This is a genomic window from Glaciecola punicea ACAM 611, from assembly GCF_000252165.1.
In the GTDB taxonomy this organism is placed as follows: domain Bacteria; phylum Pseudomonadota; class Gammaproteobacteria; order Enterobacterales; family Alteromonadaceae; genus Glaciecola; species Glaciecola punicea.
Map to the genome: position 1 here is coordinate 25879 of NZ_BAET01000008.1, position 19412 is coordinate 45290.

A 19412-nucleotide genomic window follows, 5' to 3' on the forward strand; every position below is an offset into this window, starting at 1 on the left:
CTAAACTCGCATTGTTTATTTCGTATTTATTACTTTCTTAGGCAAAACAATATGCAATGGCCAAATAATTTATAACCATCTGCATATCATCGTAGCAGCGTAAAAGTTTATACGATACCTTTACCCTAACGTTTAGCCTCTTTCAATTCCTGCATAAATGTCGTCCAAATAAAGGCCAATAACAACGGGCGTTGAAAATTGATAAAATGCAGGATCATGCATGTGTATAATTGCGCCTAGCGGTTTTTTATAAAGAATATCAATATAAACGCTGTAATAACGCGCTACATTTTTATTAAAGTCTGTATCGTACTCGTGCTAATCGCGCTTTGTTTATCCGTGTTAGGTACCAATGTGTAAATCTGTCTACTCCATTACAAGCTGCAAAGCCTAGTGTAAGGCATTGGCAATATCGTCAATCAGATCACCAACATCTTCAATGCCAACAGACAGTCGAATTAAGGTATCAGAAATCCCCATCTCAGCTCTTTTTTCAGGCCCGTTTTCATAAAAAATAGTGCTGGCAACCGGTAGCGCTAGTGTGCGGGTATCGCCCAAATGAGTGGCCCTTAAAATTAAGTTTAATTTGTTTAAAAAACCGCGCATATCTACATCAGGGTTAAGTTCAAAGCTGAGTATGCCGCCATAGCCTGCTTTTCCAGCGAATACTTGGCTCGCTAGGGCATGCTGAGGATGACTGAGTAAGCCAGGATAATTAACCTTTCTAATATAGACATTTTTTGATAGGAATTCAGCGATGGTCAAGGCGTTCTCACTGGTTTTTTGCATGCGCATAGACAGTGTTTCAAGCCCAACTGAAACTAAATGAGCCGAATGAGGCGCTAGCGTAGCGCCCATGTCCCTGAGCCCCTTTTTACGTATTTGAATACTACCCCACATGGATGAATCTGCACCTTTATAAAATTCATCGATGTTGGCATATGTTCGCCAGTCAAAATTCCCCAAGTCTATAAGTGCACCGCCCAATACGTTACCATGGCCCGCTACATATTTCGTTAAAGACGTTGTTAGTAAATTCGCTTTTACCGAATGTGCATTGAACATAACGCTAGGCGTCATAGTGTTATCTAACACAAAAAGAAGTTTATGCTGCACGCAATAATCGCCTATTTTATAAAGGTCGGCTACTTGCGTGTTAGGGTTGGCGATTGTTTCGCAAAATACTATTTTGGTATTGTCTTTAATCGCATTGGCAACATTGCTCGCATCGCTGACATCTACATAGCTGACATCTATAGAAAAATGCGTCAGCTGGTCAAAAAAACTGCGGGTATTGCCAAACAAGTATTGGCTCACAATAATATGATCGCCAGCGCGCAGCAGTGAATAAAAAGTAGCGCTTATCGCTGCCATGCCTGTGGCAAATACCGTAGCGGCAATGCCGCCGTCGAGTTCACTCAATATGTTTTGCAGCGACGCTGCCGAGCTTGACGAGCTTCTCGAATATACGTGTCCTGCTTTTTTACCCTGAAAAACGGCTTCTAAATCAGCAACATCTTCAAAATCGAATAGCACTGAGTTGTTGCTTGCTTCATGTACCCCGCCAAACTGGGGTGAGTTTAATTTACGATCGGCATGCACTAATGTTGTGGCTAGTTGGTTCTTTTTCACGTATTGAGTCCTGTACTCTTAGCCATTTTGTGAAGAAAATTATCTTGGCTGTGGAAAATTTTTTTATAATATTACCATACAAATGGTTTTTTATTTGATGTTGGCACAACAAATCACTATGGTTAAAGCCAATGTTGTCTAGCGACAAATTCAATTGTTAAACGTTAACGCAAAATGCATAGGTAACTGAAACCATTTATATGTGTATATTATTTATTGCCATAAAACAACATCCATTATACCCACTCATTATTGCCGCGAACCGCGATGAGTTCACCCAACGCCCTACACAAACAGCGCATTTTTGGCCGACGCAAAGTAATATGCTAGCAGGCAAAGACTTACTTGCCGGCGGTACGTGGATGGGGATTAATACCCGTGGTGATGTGGCTGCGCTTACCAATATTAGAGTGCCTGTGCCTGAAAAAAATAACGCAGTGAGTCGAGGAGAATTGGTCACAAAATTTCTGTCTTCAAACAAACAAGAAAGTTATCTGGATACGCTTAAACAAACGCATGCCAATTACAATGGGTACAATTTGCTCTTTGGGAATCTTACCAACTTACACGTTTACAATAGCTTAGACAACAGCGCGTATTCGCTTAAAGAAGGTGTGTACGGCTTGTCAAACGCCAGTTTAGACAGTCCTTGGCCTAAACTCGGTATGGGAAAAAGTGCCCTCGCACAATATTGTCAGCACGCAAAAGATCTTAGCTTTGAACATTTGTTTGAACTGCTCAGTAACCGTGCTGTGGCCAAAGATGAAGAGCTACCAAACACGGGGGTGTCGGTTGAAATAGAAAAGATGCTGTCATCCATTTTTATTTGCACCCCCCAATATGGCACACGCTCAAGCACCGTGCTGCTCATTGACAATCAACAGCAAGTTTATTGGGAAGAAAGAACCTTTTCAGCAAGCGGCGAATGCACGAATACCAGCGTGCACAAATTTGGTATTGAGTCATAGACAAAGATAATAAATGCCTAATTTGCCGCAGCTTAATTTTTTACTCGAAATTTGAATAAATATCGGCATAATAAGGGTCACATTTTTATTAACTCTCACTTTAAGGACTTTTCTTCGTGTTTGAAACTCTTACCGCATTGCCACCCGATTCTATTCTTGGCCTTTCTGCAGCATTTAAAAAAGATCCTAACCCGCATAAAATAGATTTAGGCGTTGGTGTTTACAAAGATGAGCAAGGCAATACGCCTATTTTAGAGTGTGTTGCTAGTGCACAGCATTTACTCTTAGCCAGTGAAACGTCAAAAGTGTATATCACTCCGCAAGGGAATCAGGGTTTTATAGACGGCATGCTACGCTTATTATTAGGTGAAAATTCATTTGTTTTAAACCATAATAGAGTGGCGGCGGTGCAGGCACCAGGCGGCTGTGGTGCTTTACGCATTTTAGCGGAATTGCTTATCCGTATAGATGAAAACACCACCGTGTGGGTGAGTGATCCAACTTGGGCAAACCATATGCCTTTGCTTGGCGATGCCGGACTCACATTAAAAACCTACCCTTACTTCGATAAAGACAACGCCAGTATAAAGTTTGATGAAATGATGGACTGCTTATCAAAAGTGGGACCAAACGATGTCGTTTTACTGCACGGGTGCTGTCATAACCCAACGGGCGCTGATCTTAGTAAAGAGCAGTGGCAAGATGTGGCGGCGTTAGCGGCAAAAGTCGGTTTCCTGCCCTTTGTCGACACTGCTTACCAAGGGTTTGGCGACGGCATTGAAGAAGACACTTATGGTCTCAGATTGTTGATAGACAGTGTGGATGAAGTAATTGTCGCCGCGTCGTGCTCAAAAAACTTTGGTTTATACCGCGAACGCGTTGGTCTTGCCGCTATTATTTGTAAAGATGAAAAGACCAGAGATATCGCTCAGTCTCAGATTCAATCTGTCGCGCGCGGCATTTATTCAATGCCACCCTCCTACGGCGGCGCGCTGGTTGATATAATTTTAAATGATAAAGCGCTGTATACCACTTGGACGAATGAAGTGAATGCAATGCGCGTTAGAATGGCAACATTGAGACAGATGTTGGTAACAAATTTGCAGCAGCAAAATGTAGATAAAGACTTTAGTTTTATTAACGCTCAAAAAGGCATGTTTTCGTTTTTGTGCATACCACCTCAGCAAGTGCAGCAGTTGCGTGATGAGCACAGCATCTATTTTGTTGATTCGAGCCGCGTGAACATTGCCGGTATAAACCATAATAATGTTGGAACTCTGGCAAAGGCGATTGCACAGACGCTTTAGACGCAGCAAGTGTTTTAAGTCTGTACCAAAAAAATAAAAAACCAGCGTTAACTATTCCTAGCTAAGCTGGTTTTTTATAAGCTCTACATTATGTTCACACACGTTTTTATATGCATACATTTATAGATGTATTACATAATTTTAGGCTAACATTCCGCCATCTACAATAACGCTGGCGCCTGTTGTATAGCTAGACGCATCAGAGACTAAATACAATACTGTGCCTGCCATTTCGTCAGGGTGGGCAACGCGACCAAGCGGAATGACCTTTAGCGCAGTTTTTAAAATGTCATCGTTGGTGGTTAAGGCCGACGCAAACTTTGTGTCAGTCAAGCCCGGTAGTAGCGCATTTACTCTTATGTTTAAGCGACCGCATTCTTTGGCAAAAGACTGCGTCATACTAATAACCGCCGCTTTTGTAATAGAGTAAATTCCCTGCATTTCGCCGGGGCGAATACCGTTTACCGATGCGGTGTTTAAAATGACACCACCACCTTGTTCTTTCATCATGTTACCAGCAGCAACCGACATAAAGAAATAGCCGCGAATGTTAACGTCTACCGTTTTACTATAGGCGGCTAAGTCGGTATCCAGTATATGGCCAAAATACGGGTTAGCGGCAGCATTATTAACCAATATATCTAAGCGCCCAAACTTCTCTTTAATATGCGCAAAGGCGGCATCTATTTGCGCCATTTCACCCACGTGACAAGCCACAGCGCTAGCTTTGCCGCCATCAACGATAATACTGTCGGCAACCGCTTGGCAGGCTTCAGTTTTGCGGCTCGACACAATTACGTGAGCCCCTTTAGAGGCTAACAGCCGAGCAATTGACTCGCCGATGCCGCGACTAGCGCCCGTTACTAATGCAATTTTTCCTGTTAAGTCGAATAAATCTTTCATACTTCCTCTCCTAGCGGTGCTTAAACGCACCTGCAAATTATTATGCCTGCATGCCGCCGTCTAAAGTAAATGCATGACCATTCATAAAGGTGCTCTCATCAGATGAAAGCCACGCAATCGCGTTGGCGACTTCTTCTACCTTGCCTAAACGCTTTAAGGGGCTTGCCTTCACTATTAGCTTTTGTGAACGCTCATCAAGTTTAGCAAGGGTGTTTTGCACCATAGGCGTGTCGATAAAGCTTGGGCATACTGCATTAAAACGCAGGCCAATTTTTGCATATTCAATAGCCGCGGTTTTAGTTAGGCCCATTACGCCGTGCTTTGAAGCGCTGTAGGCTGAAATACCGGGTGAAGAACGCAGGCCAGCAATAGACGCAACATTAATAATATGGCCTGGCCCTTTACCCGCCATACAGGTAATGGCCGCGCGCATGCAGTGCCAAACACCTTTAAGGTTTACCGCTATGTTGCTGTCAAAAGCGTCGTCGCTCAATTCATGCATAGGCGCTGGGTCATGGTCTATGCCAGCATTGTTAATGACCACATCAAGGCCGCCAAAAGACGTCATCGCAAATCCGAATAGGGCGCGCACTGAATCTGCGCTGGTAACATCCACTTCGTGAAATTCAATATGATGGCCGTCTCGCTTTGCTTGTGCAGCGACCTTCTCGCCAGCCACGACAGACCTATCCGCAATGATGACTTTAGCGCCTCTGCTTGCCAATACCTTTGCACTTGCCGCGCCAATGCCTGACGCGCCGCCAGTAATGATTATGCGCCTGTTTTCAACGTTAGCGACATTCGTAGGAATTTGCATAGTTTACTCCCCTACTTTCATAACAAGCTTGCCAAAGTTTTCACCTTTGAACAGCATCATTAATGTATCTGGAAAGGTTTCTATACCTTCTACAATATGGTCTTTCACTTTCATGTCGCCACTTTTAATCCAGCTGGCAATGTCTTTCATGGCGGTAGGGTATTCTTTGACGTTATCAAATACGACTATGCCTTCCATGCGGGCGCGATTAACTAGCAGCGACAGATAATTAGACGGACCTTTAACCGGTGTAGTATTGTTATATTGGCTAATAGCGCCACAAATTATGATGCGGGCATGCTTATTAATATGCGTTAGCACATCGTCTAAAATATCGCCGCCTACATTATCAAAGTAGACATCTACGCCTTTAGGGCATGTCTGCCTAAGCGCCTTTTTGACATTTTCATTTTTATAATCAATGGCAGCATCAAAACCTAACTCGTCTACCAGAAATTGACATTTTTCTTTACCGCCAGCAATACCCACCACGCGGCAGCCTTTAATTTTTGCTATTTGGCCAACCAATCCGCCTACCGCGCCCGCCGCACCTGATACCACAACGGTCTCGCCTGCTTTTGGTTCACCGGTTTTTAATAGGCCAAAATAACCGGTCATACCGGGCATACCTAATACGCCTAAATAATAAGACAATGGCGCTAATGATGGATCTATTTTATATAGCCCAGTGCCATCGCTAATGGCGTAAGTTTGCACGCCGTTATGACCGCATACATAATCACCCTTTTTATATTTATCATGCTGGCTTTCTACTACTATGCCCACGGTACCTGCACGCATTACATCACCAATTTGCACCGGTTCAATGTATGATTTTGAGTCGTTTAACCATCCGCGCATAGCGGGATCGAGTGACACATACTCAATTTTTATCAGCATTTTGCCTTTTTCGATACTTGGCACTTCGTTTTCGGTGTAGTCCCATGTGTCTGCGGTAGTTTCGCCAAATGGGCGGGCTTTTAAACGCCATTGTTTACTAATCATTGTCATTTACTCCTTTTAAAACCATGAGGGTTGCACATTTGTGCATACGTCGTCGTTGTCTTTTAATAACTGGATGTCGCGTAAAATGGTGGGCAGTTCCCACGAAATAAAGTACTTAGCGGCCTGCACTTTACCTTTATAAAAATCCTGCTTTTGGGTATCACTGCTTTGTTCAAGTAGTTTTTCAGCCGCACTGGCCTGCCTTATCCATATCCAACTTACTACGACGGTGGCGAAAATATTCATCATCGCTTGGGCGTTAGCACTTAAGGTAGTGGCTTTTTCGGTTTGCATTACTTCGCTCAAATGCACCACCGTTTCGTGCAGTTGACCTAGATAAGGGTTGAGTTTTTTAGCCATTAGCGCTGTTTCGGGGGTAGTAATGGCGTGCAAGTCTTTTTCCACCTCTGACTTAAGTACTCTAAGGCCATGACTTTTATTTTGCCATAGTTTTCTAAAAATCAAGTCTAAGGCCTGAATGCCGTTAGTGCCCTCATGTATGGGGTTTAAACGGTTGTCGCGCCAAAACTGCTCTGAATAATATTCTCGGGTATAGCCTGAGCCGCCTAGCACCTGTATGCCTAAATCGTTGGCTTTTGGCCCATATTCTGAAGGCCATGCCTTCAGCACAGGGGTTAACAAATCTAGGAGTTCAGTTAAATCTTGTTTTTCGGTAGCATCAATACAGGTATTAATGCGATCAATTAAGTTAGAACCGTATAAGCACAGCGACATTCCGCCTTCGCTATAGGCCTTTTGTGCCAGCAGCATGCGTTTTACGTCGCCGTGCAAAATAATCGGCGCTGCGGCATCTTCGGGTTTATTATTGGGCGCCACTCTGCCTTGAGTTCTGTCCTTAGCGAAATCAAGTGAATACTGGAATCCGCGGTAGCCAATCATCGCGGCACCAAAGCCTACGCCTATGCGGGCTTCATTCATCATCATAAACATGTAGCGCAAGCCAAAATGAGGTTCGCCTATTAAATAACCATGGCAGTCGTTATTTTCACCAAATGTTAGCGCGGCAGAGCTTGTACCTCGGTAGCCAAGTTTGTGTAGCAATCCCGCTAACTGCACGTCGTTACGATCGCCCACTGAATTGTCATCATTGAGTCGGTATTTAGGCACGGCAAGTAAGGAAATCCCTTTAACTCCGCCAGGGCCGCCGGGGATCTTAGCTAGCACGAGGTGCACGATATTGTCAGATAACTCGTGATCCCCACCCGATATATAGATTTTGCTGCCTTTTACTCGGTAGCTGCCGTCTCGCTGAAGCGTTGCTGTGGTATGAATATCGGCTAATGATGAGCCTGCATGAGGTTCGGTTAATGCCATAGTACCTGTAAAGTCGCCGGTTAGCATTCTGGGCATAAACGCGTCTTTTATGCTGTCGTTGGCGAAGTGTGAAATGACGTTTATGGCCGCTGCGGTTAAAAATGGGTAGGCAGTTGTAGACGGGTTAGCCGCCATGAAGTAGCCAGATACTGCTGTCATCACTGTTTCAGGCAACTGCATGCCGCCGTCTTCAAAACTGTATCGCCCTGCGATAAAACCAGACTCTCTAAATGCGTCAAAGGCGATTTTTACATCGTCAATCATGCTGACTTTTTTACCGTCAAACTTAGGCTCATTTTTATCAGCGATATGATTGTGCGGTAGGAATAAATTGGTGGCCATTTTGTTTGCGGTGTCTATAACCGCATCGAAGGTTTCTCTGCTGTGCTCTGAAAAACGTGTATGCTCGCACAAAGATTCGGTGTTAAGCACATCATAAAGTTGAAAAGGAAGTTCAAAATCGTGTATTAGTGTGTCAGTCGCCATAATGTATCTCTTCTATTGTGATTTATCATGTTGTCATTAAACGTAATGCAGAACATCAACCACGCAGTTGATGCTTTAGTAAAGTAGCTTTACGCCTGTAATGCTGGAATGCTTTGGTCTACATAAGCAGGATTAATATTCGTAACATTTAATTAACACTATATTAGTCTACTTCAGCACTCGTATATATTGTCATATATGACATAATAGAGGCTATAAGTGACATCTATTCGCGGGAATGATAAGTACATAAAATGCCTGCTAATACTTAAATGACCACCACATAAATTGGAGAAGTTGTATGCCCTACTTTAAACCTTTGCAGGTCGTTATCGTAGGTTTTGACGGTGTATTAGGCAGCGCACTTGCCGGTGCTCTCGATTTATTTTCGTTTACGGGCGTAAGCTGGCAGCGCTTTGTAAACGAGCCCGTAGAGCCTCGATTCAATGTTCAAATAGCCAGTCTATATAAACAAAATTTCACCTGCAGCAATAGGCTTAGCATTTCTGCTCACTGCGATTTAGCCAACGTAAAACACTGCGACTTATTGTTAATTCCGACCATTGGCGACTCTATAGAAAAAGTACTGTCCAATACCCAAGCTTTATTACCGCATATTATTAGATTGTCAAAACAAGGGGTAGATATTGCAAGTAATTGCAGTGGCGCATTTTTACTAGCCAAGGCGGGACTGCTCAACAACAAAGAAGCCACTACCCATTGGGGATACGCAGAAAAATTTAAACAAGACTTTCCGCTGGTGCTATTAACGCCTTCAAAACTTGTTACCCAACACGACAATATATTTTGCGCAGCAGGCGGCAGCGCATTTTATGATTTGGGCTTGCTGTTAATTGAGCGCTATTGCGGACGTGACATTGCTGGTCAAGTAGCGAAAACGCAAGTCATTGATTCACGTAGGCGGAATCAGAGTTTATATGCCAATGTGAATTTGTATAAAAGCCACTCAGACGCGCTTGTGCGCCAAGTGCAAGATTATATAGAAGACAATTTCTGCGATCCCATTAGCGTATCTGGCTTGTGCTCTGACTTTAATCTTATTCCACGTACCCTAAACCGACGCTTTCAAGCGAGTGTAAGCATGCGGCCATTGGCCTACATTCAAGCTGTTCGTATTGAACAAGCAAAGCGATTGCTGGAAATTGGGGAAACTAACATTAAGTCTTTATCTAGCGCGGTTGGCTATGACGACAACAGCTCATTCACGCGTCTGTTTAAAAGATTGACGTCGCTAACGCCCAAGGAGTACAAGGATAAAGTGTATAAAGCTTCGGCTAGTTGATTCTTAAGATGAAGGAAAGGTAATATCTACATTATTACAAATAGGTAAAACTGTTTCAACAAGCTAAATGAACCTGACCCATTATTGGGGTTTGGTGCGTCAATATATTGAGCTCTTAAAACGTTAACTTCGTTTGAAAATGTGAAAGGGTTCATCAAAACAGTAACTATAATAGTAGCAAGCGCAGCGTATGTATGTTCCACTCGCAGTTAAACTTTATAAAATAGGATCATATAATGTCTACAGCAGTTTTCTATCACAACCCGAAATGCTCGAAAAGCCGACAAATATTAGCATTTGTGCGCGAACAGGTAGAAGAGGTAAAGGTCATTGAGTATATTAAAAATCCGCGATCTAAACTTGAATTAGAAGATATATATAAGAAGTTAGATATCCTGTCAACGCACCAAATGATAAGAGACCAAGAGGATGAATTCTCGAAAGCCGGTTTATCTGAAACCTCTAAAGATGATGATGTTTTAGCCGCTATTGCAAAGTATCCAAGACTACTAGAGCGGCCTATTGTTGTTTATAAGAATCGCGCCGCAATTGGCAGAAACTTGGATCATGTGGTCGCTTTACTGCTCAATTAATTGTCTCCCAAGGTGTGTTCCAAAGTTTCACTTCGTTCTATGAGCCACACCTTGCAGACAGCTTATCTCTATTCGTACTTTTCAAACCACGCCAAAATATTCTCTATCTTACCAACTAAATGAGATGGGCGATTAGCGATGGCGTGTGATGCCCCTGGCACTTTTACAAGCACGGTGTCTACTTTTAGCAGTTTTAAAGCCTGATAATACTGCACGGTTTCTGACATCGGCGTGCGTTTGTCGTCTACCCCAGTAATGAGCATGGTGGGTGTGGTCACATTACCCACGAGTGAGAGCGGCGAGCGCTCCCAATAATGCTCAAACTCTTCCCATGGCATGCCTGGAAACTGGTTCGGAATTTGCGACAAACCGCTGTCTGCGGTCAGCACTTTGGACAACCAGTTAATGACGGGTTTAGCCACTACAGCCGCTTTAAAACGATCTGTTAGCCCAATGGCATAGGCGGTGGCAATGCCACCTGCAGAGCCGCCAGTTATGTAAAGCCGCTCTTCATTCACCAAACCTTTTTCTATTAAAGCGTCTATTCCTGACATATGGTCGGCAAAGTCGTATTTGGACGAATATTTGTTTTGCAATAAAAGAGCAAAGCGCTCTCCATAGCCAGAGCTGCCGCGGTGATTATTGTAAAAAACAATATAACCTTCTGCCGCCATACGCTGTAATTCTGCCGTAAAATGCGGTCCATAGGCTAAATGCGGTCCGCCGTGGATTTCAATAATTAACGGATACTTTTTGCTGGCATCATAGTCTGGCGGTAAAATATACCAGCCGTGTATTTCTTCCCCATCTATAGACGAATTATAGGTAAACTCTTCAATGGCGCCTAAGGTTTTGTGACCAAACAAGTCTTCGTTTAATTGCGTAAGCTGCGCCTGTTTACTGCCTTGCTGCACAAATATATCGGCTGGTCTATCATGACGTCCTTTGGTGAAAGCAAACGTAGCGTCAGCGTAGTCAAAAGTACCACTTGTATAGGGACGACCAAGCGATACACCGCCTAATCCATTAGTAATATTGCTGTGCTTGGCACTGGCTAAGGTCACATAGTCAATTTGCGTGACGCCTCTGACCATTTGTTGATAGTAAATACCGGCGTTGCCTTTCCAATGAAAATTAGACACGGCGTTGTCAACGCTTGCTGATAAATTTTTGTCGTTTTCACCGTTAATATCCATTACATGTAAATAGCGATTGCGATAGGCAAGGTTTTTATCATCGCGCTTTGAATAAGCTATAAACTTACCATTAGGGGATACAACCGGATTGTTTTCAAGACCAGGAGCATTGCTTATTTGCTGCAGCGCGCCGCTCATATCTATTGAATATATGTCTGATTCGTTTGGCTCATACTCCCAATTTTCAGAGCGGTTTGCAGAAAAATAAAGATGCTCACTGTCAGCGCCCCAGCTCAATGTGCCGCTATGATGGAAGTTTCCTATAGATAACTGCCTAGCGGAGCCGCCATCACTGGGCACTATAAAGATTTGAGTATAAGCAGGATCAAGCAAGCCGCGACCGTCTGCTTGATAGCGCGCTTTGGTAATATATTGAAAAGAATCAGCCCAATTTGCTCCTTTGGGTTTTGCTGGCATTTTTACGCTGAACGGTTTTTCATCCGAAGCTACACTCATGCTAAAAGCAATTGTTTTGCCATCTCGCGACCATGCAATAGACGACAACGAAGATGCTACGTTAGTCACTAAAGCTGTTTGACCTGTGTCCATCCAGCGCACATATAACTGTGGCGCTCCTTCAGCGGTAGATACATAGGCAAGTCTTTTGCCATCGGGAGACCAGCGCGGTGAATAGTGATTTTTTTGAGACGATATCACAGGTCGGTGGTTCTCTCCCGAGACGTCCACTATCCAAATGCTTGCACGTGTGGTGTCATCCATAATATCGTTTGACCGACGCACATAGGCAATTTTTTTGCCATTAGGTGACACTTGAGGGTCGCTGGCCACTTCAAGTTCGAAAATATCTTCAGGCTGAAAGTGAGGATGCGCTAAGCCTGTAAGGGCTTTGTTTTCTTGAGCGATAATAGCAGCGCCAGAAACACCACTTTGTGCAAAGCTCTGTGCAAATTCTTTGCCAACAGTGCCATTTTGAGCCACTGCGCTTGATGCCTGCACACCCAGAAAAACTATAATAAACGCAAGCGTGTTCATTCGTAAAATTGCTGACTTAGGCTGTGTCTTTAGATAATTAAAATTAACTGACCTGTGCATCATTCCTTTTCCTTTTTTTACCGGCTGTCATTGCCTGTTAGACTTTCGAAGAAACTAGGAGACCTCATGCTATTTCCCAATAACAATATAAGTACCTAGTCGATGGTTTTTTAAAATTAAAATCGCTCAAATTAAGCGCTGTTAATGCCTGCTATTATTGAGCACCCTCATCTTGCTGTACGAGCTTAGCGGGCGCATCTTGCTCTTCATCTCTAAATATACCCTTGATATCGTCTAGTACCAAGTAAAGTGAGGGCACCAATAGTAGCGTGATTACCGTGGCGAACAAAATACCAAATGCCAAAGATATGGCCATCGGAATAACAATTTGTGCCTGTAAACTGCGTTCGAACACGATTGGCATTAGGCCCATAAACGTGGTTAATGAGGTTAACACAATGGCTCTAAATCGTTCCGTTCCCGCGGTTAACACAGATTCCATTAGCGAGCGACCTTCTTTGCGTGCACGATTCACAAAATCGACCATAATAAGAGAATCGTTCACCACCACCCCTGAAAGCGCAATAATACCGCAAATTGACAGCACGCTTACCGCCTTAAACAAGATCATGTGCCCGACTATTGCCCCAATAAGGCCAAAAGGAATGACCGACATAATAATTAGAGGCTGGGAATAAGATTTAAGTGGAATAGCCATGAGCGCGTAAATAGCCAACAAAGCAAATAGGAAACCTTGCGCAAGCGACGCCATCGCTTCACTCTGTTCGCGCGAGGTGCCTTGTAGTTTAGAGCTAACATCCGGATAACGCTCAAGCAACGCCGGAATAAAGTTGCTCATCACATCACGCGCTACTTCGCCTGGATCAACTACATCTTTGTTTACCTTGCCAGAAACAGTGATGGAGCGCGAACCGTCCACGCGCACAATGCTAGAATAGCCTTGCGCTAGCGTCACATTGGCAACTTGGCTAAAAGGAATGTTGTCGCCGTTAGGCGCGCGCACTAGCATATTTTCAAGATTTCCGACCGAATTACGCTCTTCTTGGGGGTAGCGTACCATTACGCGCACTTCCTCATCGTCGCGCTGAATACGCTGCGCTTCGGCACCAAAAAAACCGTATCTTACTTGCTGAGCAAGCTGCGACAAACTAATCCCTATAGCTTCAGCCTGCGGCTTTACTTCAAGCTGGATTTCATCGCTGCCACCGCTGAAAGAGTCGTTAACCTCGGTCACGCCCGTGTAGGCTTCTAAATATTGCGTCAACTCCTCGCTGATGGCTTTTAACTGGTCTATGTTATTGGAGCTAAACTCAAAGTCTAGATCAGAGCCGCCGCCGGGGCCTCCAGGACTACTAATGTCTAAAGAACGTACGCCGGGTATTTCTTGTAAGAACTCGCGCCAAACGTCTTTTATCTTGGTATCGCTTAAATCTCTTGTTTCGCCTTTGGTCAATTCAATGAATATTTGACCCGACAGCGGTCCATTATCAAACGCTAAAGAATGTTTAATAACAGGCGAACCGGTATCCTCTATAATCTGTTGATTCATTTGCTCAGCTGAGAATAAAAGCGCTTGTATTGCGGTGTCACGCTGATTAATAGATGAACCGGGTTCCATTTCTACCGACGCAATGATGAAGTCAGACGGTATGATTGGAAAAAACACAAAACGCACAAATCCACCTGCAAACAGACCAATGGTCAAAATAAAAATGCCAATAAAAGACGCCAGCGTGGTGTATCTATTACGCACACACTTGAGCAAAAATGGCCCGTAGCTATTTTTAATAAAGCTATTTAAGCGCTTATTTATACGCACTCGCAGGCGCTGTAAAAAGTTGGCTGTACGAGGGTTATAGGGACGAATTTTCATATGCGCCAAATGCGCAGGCAAGATCAGCTTTGATTCTACCAGTGAGAAAATCAAGCACAAAATTACCACCATGCCAATGGTTTTCCAGATAACGCCAAAGGTGCCGCTGACCATCAGCATGGGTGAAAAAGCAGCTATCGTGGTAAGTACGCCAAAGGTAGCCGGCATTGCCACTCGTTTTACGCCGCGTATTACATTGTCTATACTGTGACCTTTCCTGTCTATTTCAGTGTAGGCCGATTCTCCCATTATAATCGCGTCGTCTACCACTATTCCTAGCACGAGTATAAAGCCGAATAAACTGAGTAGATTTATAGAGACGCCTATTCCTTGCATGGGCATAAACATAAGCGCTCCCAAAAAGCACACCGGCAGTCCAACCATTACCCAAAACGCAAGTTTAAGTCGCAAGAAAATAGTTAACACACAAAAGACTAAAAAAGCACCCATAAGCATGTTTTTTATCATCATACTTAAGCGATCAGCCAAATAAAACGAACTGTCCCCCCAACTGTCTGCGGTAATATTGTTTGGAAACTCTGCGCGCTTTTCGTCTAAATATTTATTAATGTTTTCCGAAATTTGCAGGGCGTTTTGATCGCCAACCGCACGCACGCGAATGCTCATGGCGGTTTTACCGTCAAACAGGGCAAAGTTGTTGTCTTCCACAAAACCGTCGTTGATAGATGCAATGTCGCCCACTAACAAACGCGTACCGTCACTGCGATTAATAAGCGGAATTTGAGCAAAGTCCCAAGCGGTGTAAGCCTGTCCTTTAGCTCTTAGCAAAATGTTGCCGTTTTCAGAGCGAATTGAGCCGCCTGGAATATCAACAGACGTGCGACGAATCGCATTAACTACATCTTCAAAGGTTAAATTGTAGGCTTGCAGCTGCACCTCAGAAATTTCAACCGATACTTCAAAATCGCGCGCACCAAACACACTTACGTCTGAAACACCGGGTAAATTAGCCATCTCCTCTCGCATATTGGTGGTGGCTTCTTTAAGTTCACGTTCAGTCACATCCCCGTAAACCGAAACCCACAGCACGTCTTGCTGGGCTTTTATGCGAAATACGACTGGTTTCTCTGTATTGGCAGGAAAGGTAGAGATAGCGTCCACCTGCACTTTTATTTCATCTAGTAAGATTTGAACGTCGTATCCGTCTAGTGCTTCAACGCTCACCGTGGCGAGTCCCTCGCGGGCAACTGAGGTGATTTTTTTGATCCCCTCCAGCTCTTTTATGGCTTCTTCAATACGTAGTATTACTCCCTCTTCTACCTCTTGTGGTGCAGCGCCTAAATAAGGAACCTGTATGCTGATGACATTGATTACAAACTGCGGAAATATTTGTTTTTGAACATTAATGACACCGAAAATTCCGCCAATGATAATGAATACCATGAGCAGGTTTGCCGCTACGCTGTTACGGGCAAACCACGCAATAAGGCCTTTGTTTGTGTCAATAGTATCAACGCTGTCACTCATAAGCTGACCTCCACGCTTCGTTCACTTTCATTAATGATGGATTTTGTCGGTTCGTCAGTGGTGAATCTTACCGGCATTCCCGTGTAAGGGGTAGATACCGCACTCATTACCACCAGGTGCTCAATTGGCAAACCGCCGCTAATATAAACATAGTCTTGGTCGGCGCGCATAACGTCTACTGAGTTTATTTGCAGGGTGTTTTCGTCAGTAACTGACAATATCGTGCCGTCTAAGCGCAGCACGTAGCGCGGAAGTTTTATAATATCTTTCGCGGTTAGGCCGCTAATGGCCGCGCTAACAAATCGGCCAAATTTAAGCGTATTGGGATGTTCTTGGCTTTTCAAGTTGTAGGGATCAGTTATTTCAACTACGCCATAAATCACGCGTCGCGATTCATCTAATACCGCTTCATCGCGCACTAAGGTGCCCTGCCAGAAATGACGTTTACCGGCAACATCGGCGCTTAGTGAAACCATCGGCTGCTGGATTTTCAAATCTCCAATAAACGCCACGTCGTTATCGGTTAGCGGCAAGCGCACCTGAGCCGTGTCAGTAGAAAAAATCTCGCCAATTTGTGTACCCACAGTAACAAACTGACCAACATCAATCATTTTAGCTTTAACAAGACCATCGTATGGCGCAGTAATTTGGGTACGTGATAAATTGCGTTTTGCGCGTTCTAATTTGGCTAGGGATGCTTTAACGTTGGCCTGCTCGCGGGCTAGTTGAGGTTTGCGTAAGCCTAGAGCTGTAGGTGTGCTGGTATTGATAGATTCCCATTCACGTGCAGCCACTTCAGAACGTGCAATTTCTTCATTAAGTGCGGCTTGAGCGCGGGCAACGTCGGCTTCAGCTAATAACAAATCTGTTTCATAATCGTCACTTTCTAGTTCAACTAACACTTCACCTTTACTAAAAAAGCCGCCTTCATCAAATCTATCAGAGACTGATATAACTCTACCGCTGACTTGTGTGCTCAAAATGGTTCGATGTTTTGGGGTGACTGAGCCTTGAGCATGAACTAAGAAGTCAATGTTTTCAGTGAAGATAGGCTGCGCATCTACTAAAAATGATTGCGTCACCACTTCGGTTTTCTCTGGTTCTGGTTTCATGAGGATCATCAGGGCAAGCGCGCAAAGTGCTGCCACTAAAATAACAATGGGAATACCGACTTTTTTAAATGTGTTGATCATAAATAAAGAAGAATCGTCCGTAAATAAACTAATATTAGTATACCTGCTTAAACTCTCATACGGCTACTAAAGTAGATTAAACTATTGTCAGAATTCAATCAGTGAAAAAACTGAGAACTGACTTTTCATCATGAGCTTGCGTTTATGAGCATGTATAAACAGCTTTGCTAAATGCGGTTTTTTCAGCTAGCTTATGCTTATATAAATGTTTAGATAGACTTGCTAAACATGTTTACTGCTATGCACCTAAAAGAGGCGCATGAACGCATTGAACATTCAGGTATAATATAAAAGAGGCGTATTAAAAAGTGGCCAAGCAAATAAAACTCAGTGCCTGCGATATCAAAGAAAAATACCATACCCTAATTGAAAATCCAGAAATGCTAGACTACGGGATATATTTGCAATGTGACAAGCTACTTGACTGCCAAAAGCCCATAAAAGACTTAGCCACTGCCGATGAAATGCAGTTTCAAATTGTGCATCAGGTAGAAGAACTATGGATGAAGCTCATATGTTTTACTCTAGTGGATATTATTGGCTATATGGCGCTGCAAAAACACCACAGGGTTATCACTTTGTTCTCCAGAGTTAACAAACTCCAGCGATTAATGACGGACCAGCTCGATGTCTTAGAAACTATGTCGCCTAAGGAATATCAGCAAATAAGGCTACAGTTAGGCAATGGCAGCGGACAAGAGTCTCCGGGCTTTAAAATACTCGTACAAATGCCTGAAGATATTTGGTCTACCTTTCATGAACATTACTTAGAAAACGGCAAAATTAGCGTTGAACAGATATATGATGAAGACTACACCCATGATCACAAATATGCAGTGGCTGAAGCGCTAACTGAGTTTGATGAGCAACTGCAACTGTTTAGAACACGCCACCTATTTTTAATTCACCGATCAATCGGCTTAGGTTCTAAATCTTTAAAAGGCAGGCCCGTTGAGCTATTGCAAAAAGGCGCGGCCAAGCGCTTCTTTCCCGCGCTATGGGATGTGCGCAACGCAATGACTGATAAGTGGGGCGGCGAATATGGCAAAGTACGTGCTTCTATTAGCGGCAAGAGCTAATGGCTTTTTTAGCGATCGGCAGTCATTGTACTTTACAGCGCATAGATATTTTGTTGTGAATAGAACTGGCTCAAACAAACTGCAGGACGTGTAAATGGACACATCTGATTTATTCGAAAAACCTGACGGTATATATGCACTATCACATTCAGTAGGGCCATTACCTAAATCGGCCTCATATGCATTGCAAACCGAATATCTACAGACGTGGGCAAAACAAGGAGGTGATGCATGGCCGCTTTGGCTTGAGCAAATAGACACTTTTTGTGACGCTATAGGACGGGTAATAAATGCCCCGCATCACTTAATTTGTCCACAGATTAATCTTGCATCAGGCTTTTACGCTTTCTTAACCGCTGTTGCAAAGCTCCCCACGCACAAGCATCGATCTACCATTTTAATGCACAAAGACGCTTTTGCCTCGATGGGCTTTGTGATAACAGGCTTAGTAAAAACGTTTAATGTAAAACTGCACTTAATACAAGGCGACCCCAATGATATTGATGCATGGTATAGCGCATTTGAAAATCACAGTGTACTGGCGTGTTTGGTCACCCATGTTCACTCCAATACATCAGTAAAATCTAATGTGGCTGACATATGCAAAATTGCTAAACAGTTTGAGGCTTTTGCCTGTGTCGATATAGCCCAATCGGTAGGAATTGTGCCAGTTGACGTAAAGCAATGGCAGGCAGATGCGGTATTTGGTTCATGTGTGAAATGGTTATGCGGAGGGCCTGGCGCTGGATTTATGTACGTTAAAGATGCGCTGCTACCATCGCTTGAACCTGACCCTATTGGCTGGTTTTCGCATGAAAACCCCTTTGAATTTGACATTGAAAACTATCGTGCAGCACAAGACGCGAAGCGCTTCTGGGGCGGTACGCCAAGCATCGCGCCTTATGTAATCGCAACAGCGTCAATCAACACTTTGTTAACGTTAACCTTACCTGCAGTGGTTACGCATAACGAATTGATGAAGCAGGCAATAGCACAAGCACTGCCTGAAAATAGACGATACGCCGAAATCAAAGAGCACTGCGCTAGTTTTGGTGGAAGCCTATGTATACCCGCAATTGACAATGCTAGAGCAAAGGCAAAGCTTGATCAAAATAGGGTTAAATATGACTGTCGAGGAAATGTGTTTAGGCTATCGCTGCATATTATTAATACACAAGAAGAGGCGCTAATCATTGGGGAATGTTTTATATCGTGAGGCG

General features: G+C 43.7%; 14 protein-coding genes. 6 read left to right on the forward strand and 8 right to left on the reverse strand.

All coding sequences use genetic code 11. The features are described from left to right. Positions 1-390: 390 nt before the first annotated feature. Complete coding sequence (locus GPUN_RS04665) at positions 391-1632, reverse strand: cystathionine gamma-synthase family protein (RefSeq protein ID WP_006003964.1); 1242 nt, start codon at positions 1630-1632, stop codon at positions 391-393. Between the two features lie 200 nt (positions 1633-1832). Here GPUN_RS04665 and GPUN_RS04670 point away from each other — a divergent pair, with 200 nt between their 5' ends. Together GPUN_RS04670 and GPUN_RS04675 are read left to right on the forward strand one after the other, a co-directional pair. After that, positions 1833-2600 (forward strand): NRDE family protein, encoded by a 768-nt coding sequence (locus GPUN_RS04670; RefSeq protein WP_006003965.1) that lies wholly within the window; start codon positions 1833-1835, stop codon positions 2598-2600. A 116-nt stretch (positions 2601-2716) separates the two neighbouring features. Continuing rightward, entirely contained in the window at positions 2717-3907 is a 1191-nt protein-coding gene (locus GPUN_RS04675) for an amino acid aminotransferase (protein ID WP_006003967.1), read from the forward strand. Between the two features lie 141 nt (positions 3908-4048). Here the strand turns inward: GPUN_RS04675 and GPUN_RS04680 are convergent, their stop codons facing one another. From GPUN_RS04680 to GPUN_RS04695, 4 genes are read right to left on the reverse strand one after another with little or no spacing between them, the layout of a single operon-like run. After that, positions 4049-4810, reverse strand: coding sequence for an SDR family oxidoreductase (locus GPUN_RS04680; RefSeq protein WP_006003968.1), 762 nt, complete (start codon positions 4808-4810; stop codon positions 4049-4051). 40 nt (positions 4811-4850) lie between these two features. Continuing rightward, positions 4851-5627: an SDR family NAD(P)-dependent oxidoreductase gene (locus GPUN_RS04685; RefSeq protein ID WP_006003970.1), complete on the reverse strand. Its 777-nt coding sequence runs from the start codon at positions 5625-5627 to the stop codon at positions 4851-4853. Positions 5628-5630: 3 nt separating this feature from the next. Beyond that, entirely contained in the window at positions 5631-6632 is a 1002-nt protein-coding gene (locus tag GPUN_RS04690) for an NADP-dependent oxidoreductase (RefSeq protein WP_006003972.1), read from the reverse strand. A 15-nt stretch (positions 6633-6647) separates the two neighbouring features. After that, entirely contained in the window at positions 6648-8453 is a 1806-nt protein-coding gene (locus tag GPUN_RS04695; RefSeq protein WP_006003974.1) for an acyl-CoA dehydrogenase family protein, read from the reverse strand. Positions 8454-8754: 301 nt separating this feature from the next. Between GPUN_RS04695 and GPUN_RS04700 the strand changes: the two genes are divergently transcribed. Both GPUN_RS04700 and arsC read left to right on the forward strand, forming a co-directional pair. Then, positions 8755-9756, forward strand: a complete 1002-nt coding sequence (locus GPUN_RS04700; protein WP_006003976.1) for a GlxA family transcriptional regulator — start codon at positions 8755-8757, stop codon at positions 9754-9756. A 236-nt stretch (positions 9757-9992) separates the two neighbouring features. Then, entirely contained in the window at positions 9993-10349 is a 357-nt protein-coding gene (gene arsC, locus GPUN_RS04705; protein ID WP_006003980.1) for an arsenate reductase (glutaredoxin), read from the forward strand. A 68-nt stretch (positions 10350-10417) separates the two neighbouring features. On the opposite strand, the gene GPUN_RS04710 is transcribed toward arsC, so the two are convergent. The 3 genes from GPUN_RS04710 to GPUN_RS04720 all read right to left on the reverse strand — a co-directional run bounded on the left by GPUN_RS04710 (position 10418) and on the right by GPUN_RS04720 (position 17113). Further along, a complete protein-coding gene (locus tag GPUN_RS04710) occupies positions 10418-12601 on the reverse strand; it encodes an alpha/beta hydrolase family protein (protein WP_006003981.1) in 2184 nt (727 codons plus the stop codon). Between the two features lie 151 nt (positions 12602-12752). Continuing rightward, positions 12753-15920, reverse strand: a complete 3168-nt coding sequence (locus GPUN_RS04715) for an efflux RND transporter permease subunit (RefSeq protein ID WP_006003983.1) — start codon at positions 15918-15920, stop codon at positions 12753-12755. Continuing rightward, entirely contained in the window at positions 15917-17113 is a 1197-nt protein-coding gene (locus GPUN_RS04720; RefSeq protein ID WP_006003988.1) for an efflux RND transporter periplasmic adaptor subunit, read from the reverse strand. The genes GPUN_RS04715 and GPUN_RS04720 overlap by 4 nt, the downstream gene beginning before the upstream one ends. Before the next feature lie 308 nt (positions 17114-17421). Here GPUN_RS04720 and GPUN_RS04725 point away from each other — a divergent pair, with 308 nt between their 5' ends. Continuing rightward, positions 17422-18192, forward strand: coding sequence for a tryptophan 2,3-dioxygenase family protein (locus tag GPUN_RS04725; RefSeq protein ID WP_006003990.1), 771 nt, complete (start codon positions 17422-17424; stop codon positions 18190-18192). A gap of 94 nt (positions 18193-18286) precedes the next feature. Next, complete coding sequence (locus tag GPUN_RS04730) at positions 18287-19408, forward strand: aminotransferase class V-fold PLP-dependent enzyme (RefSeq protein ID WP_006003992.1); 1122 nt, start codon at positions 18287-18289, stop codon at positions 19406-19408. The last annotated feature ends 4 nt before the right edge of the window (positions 19409-19412 follow it).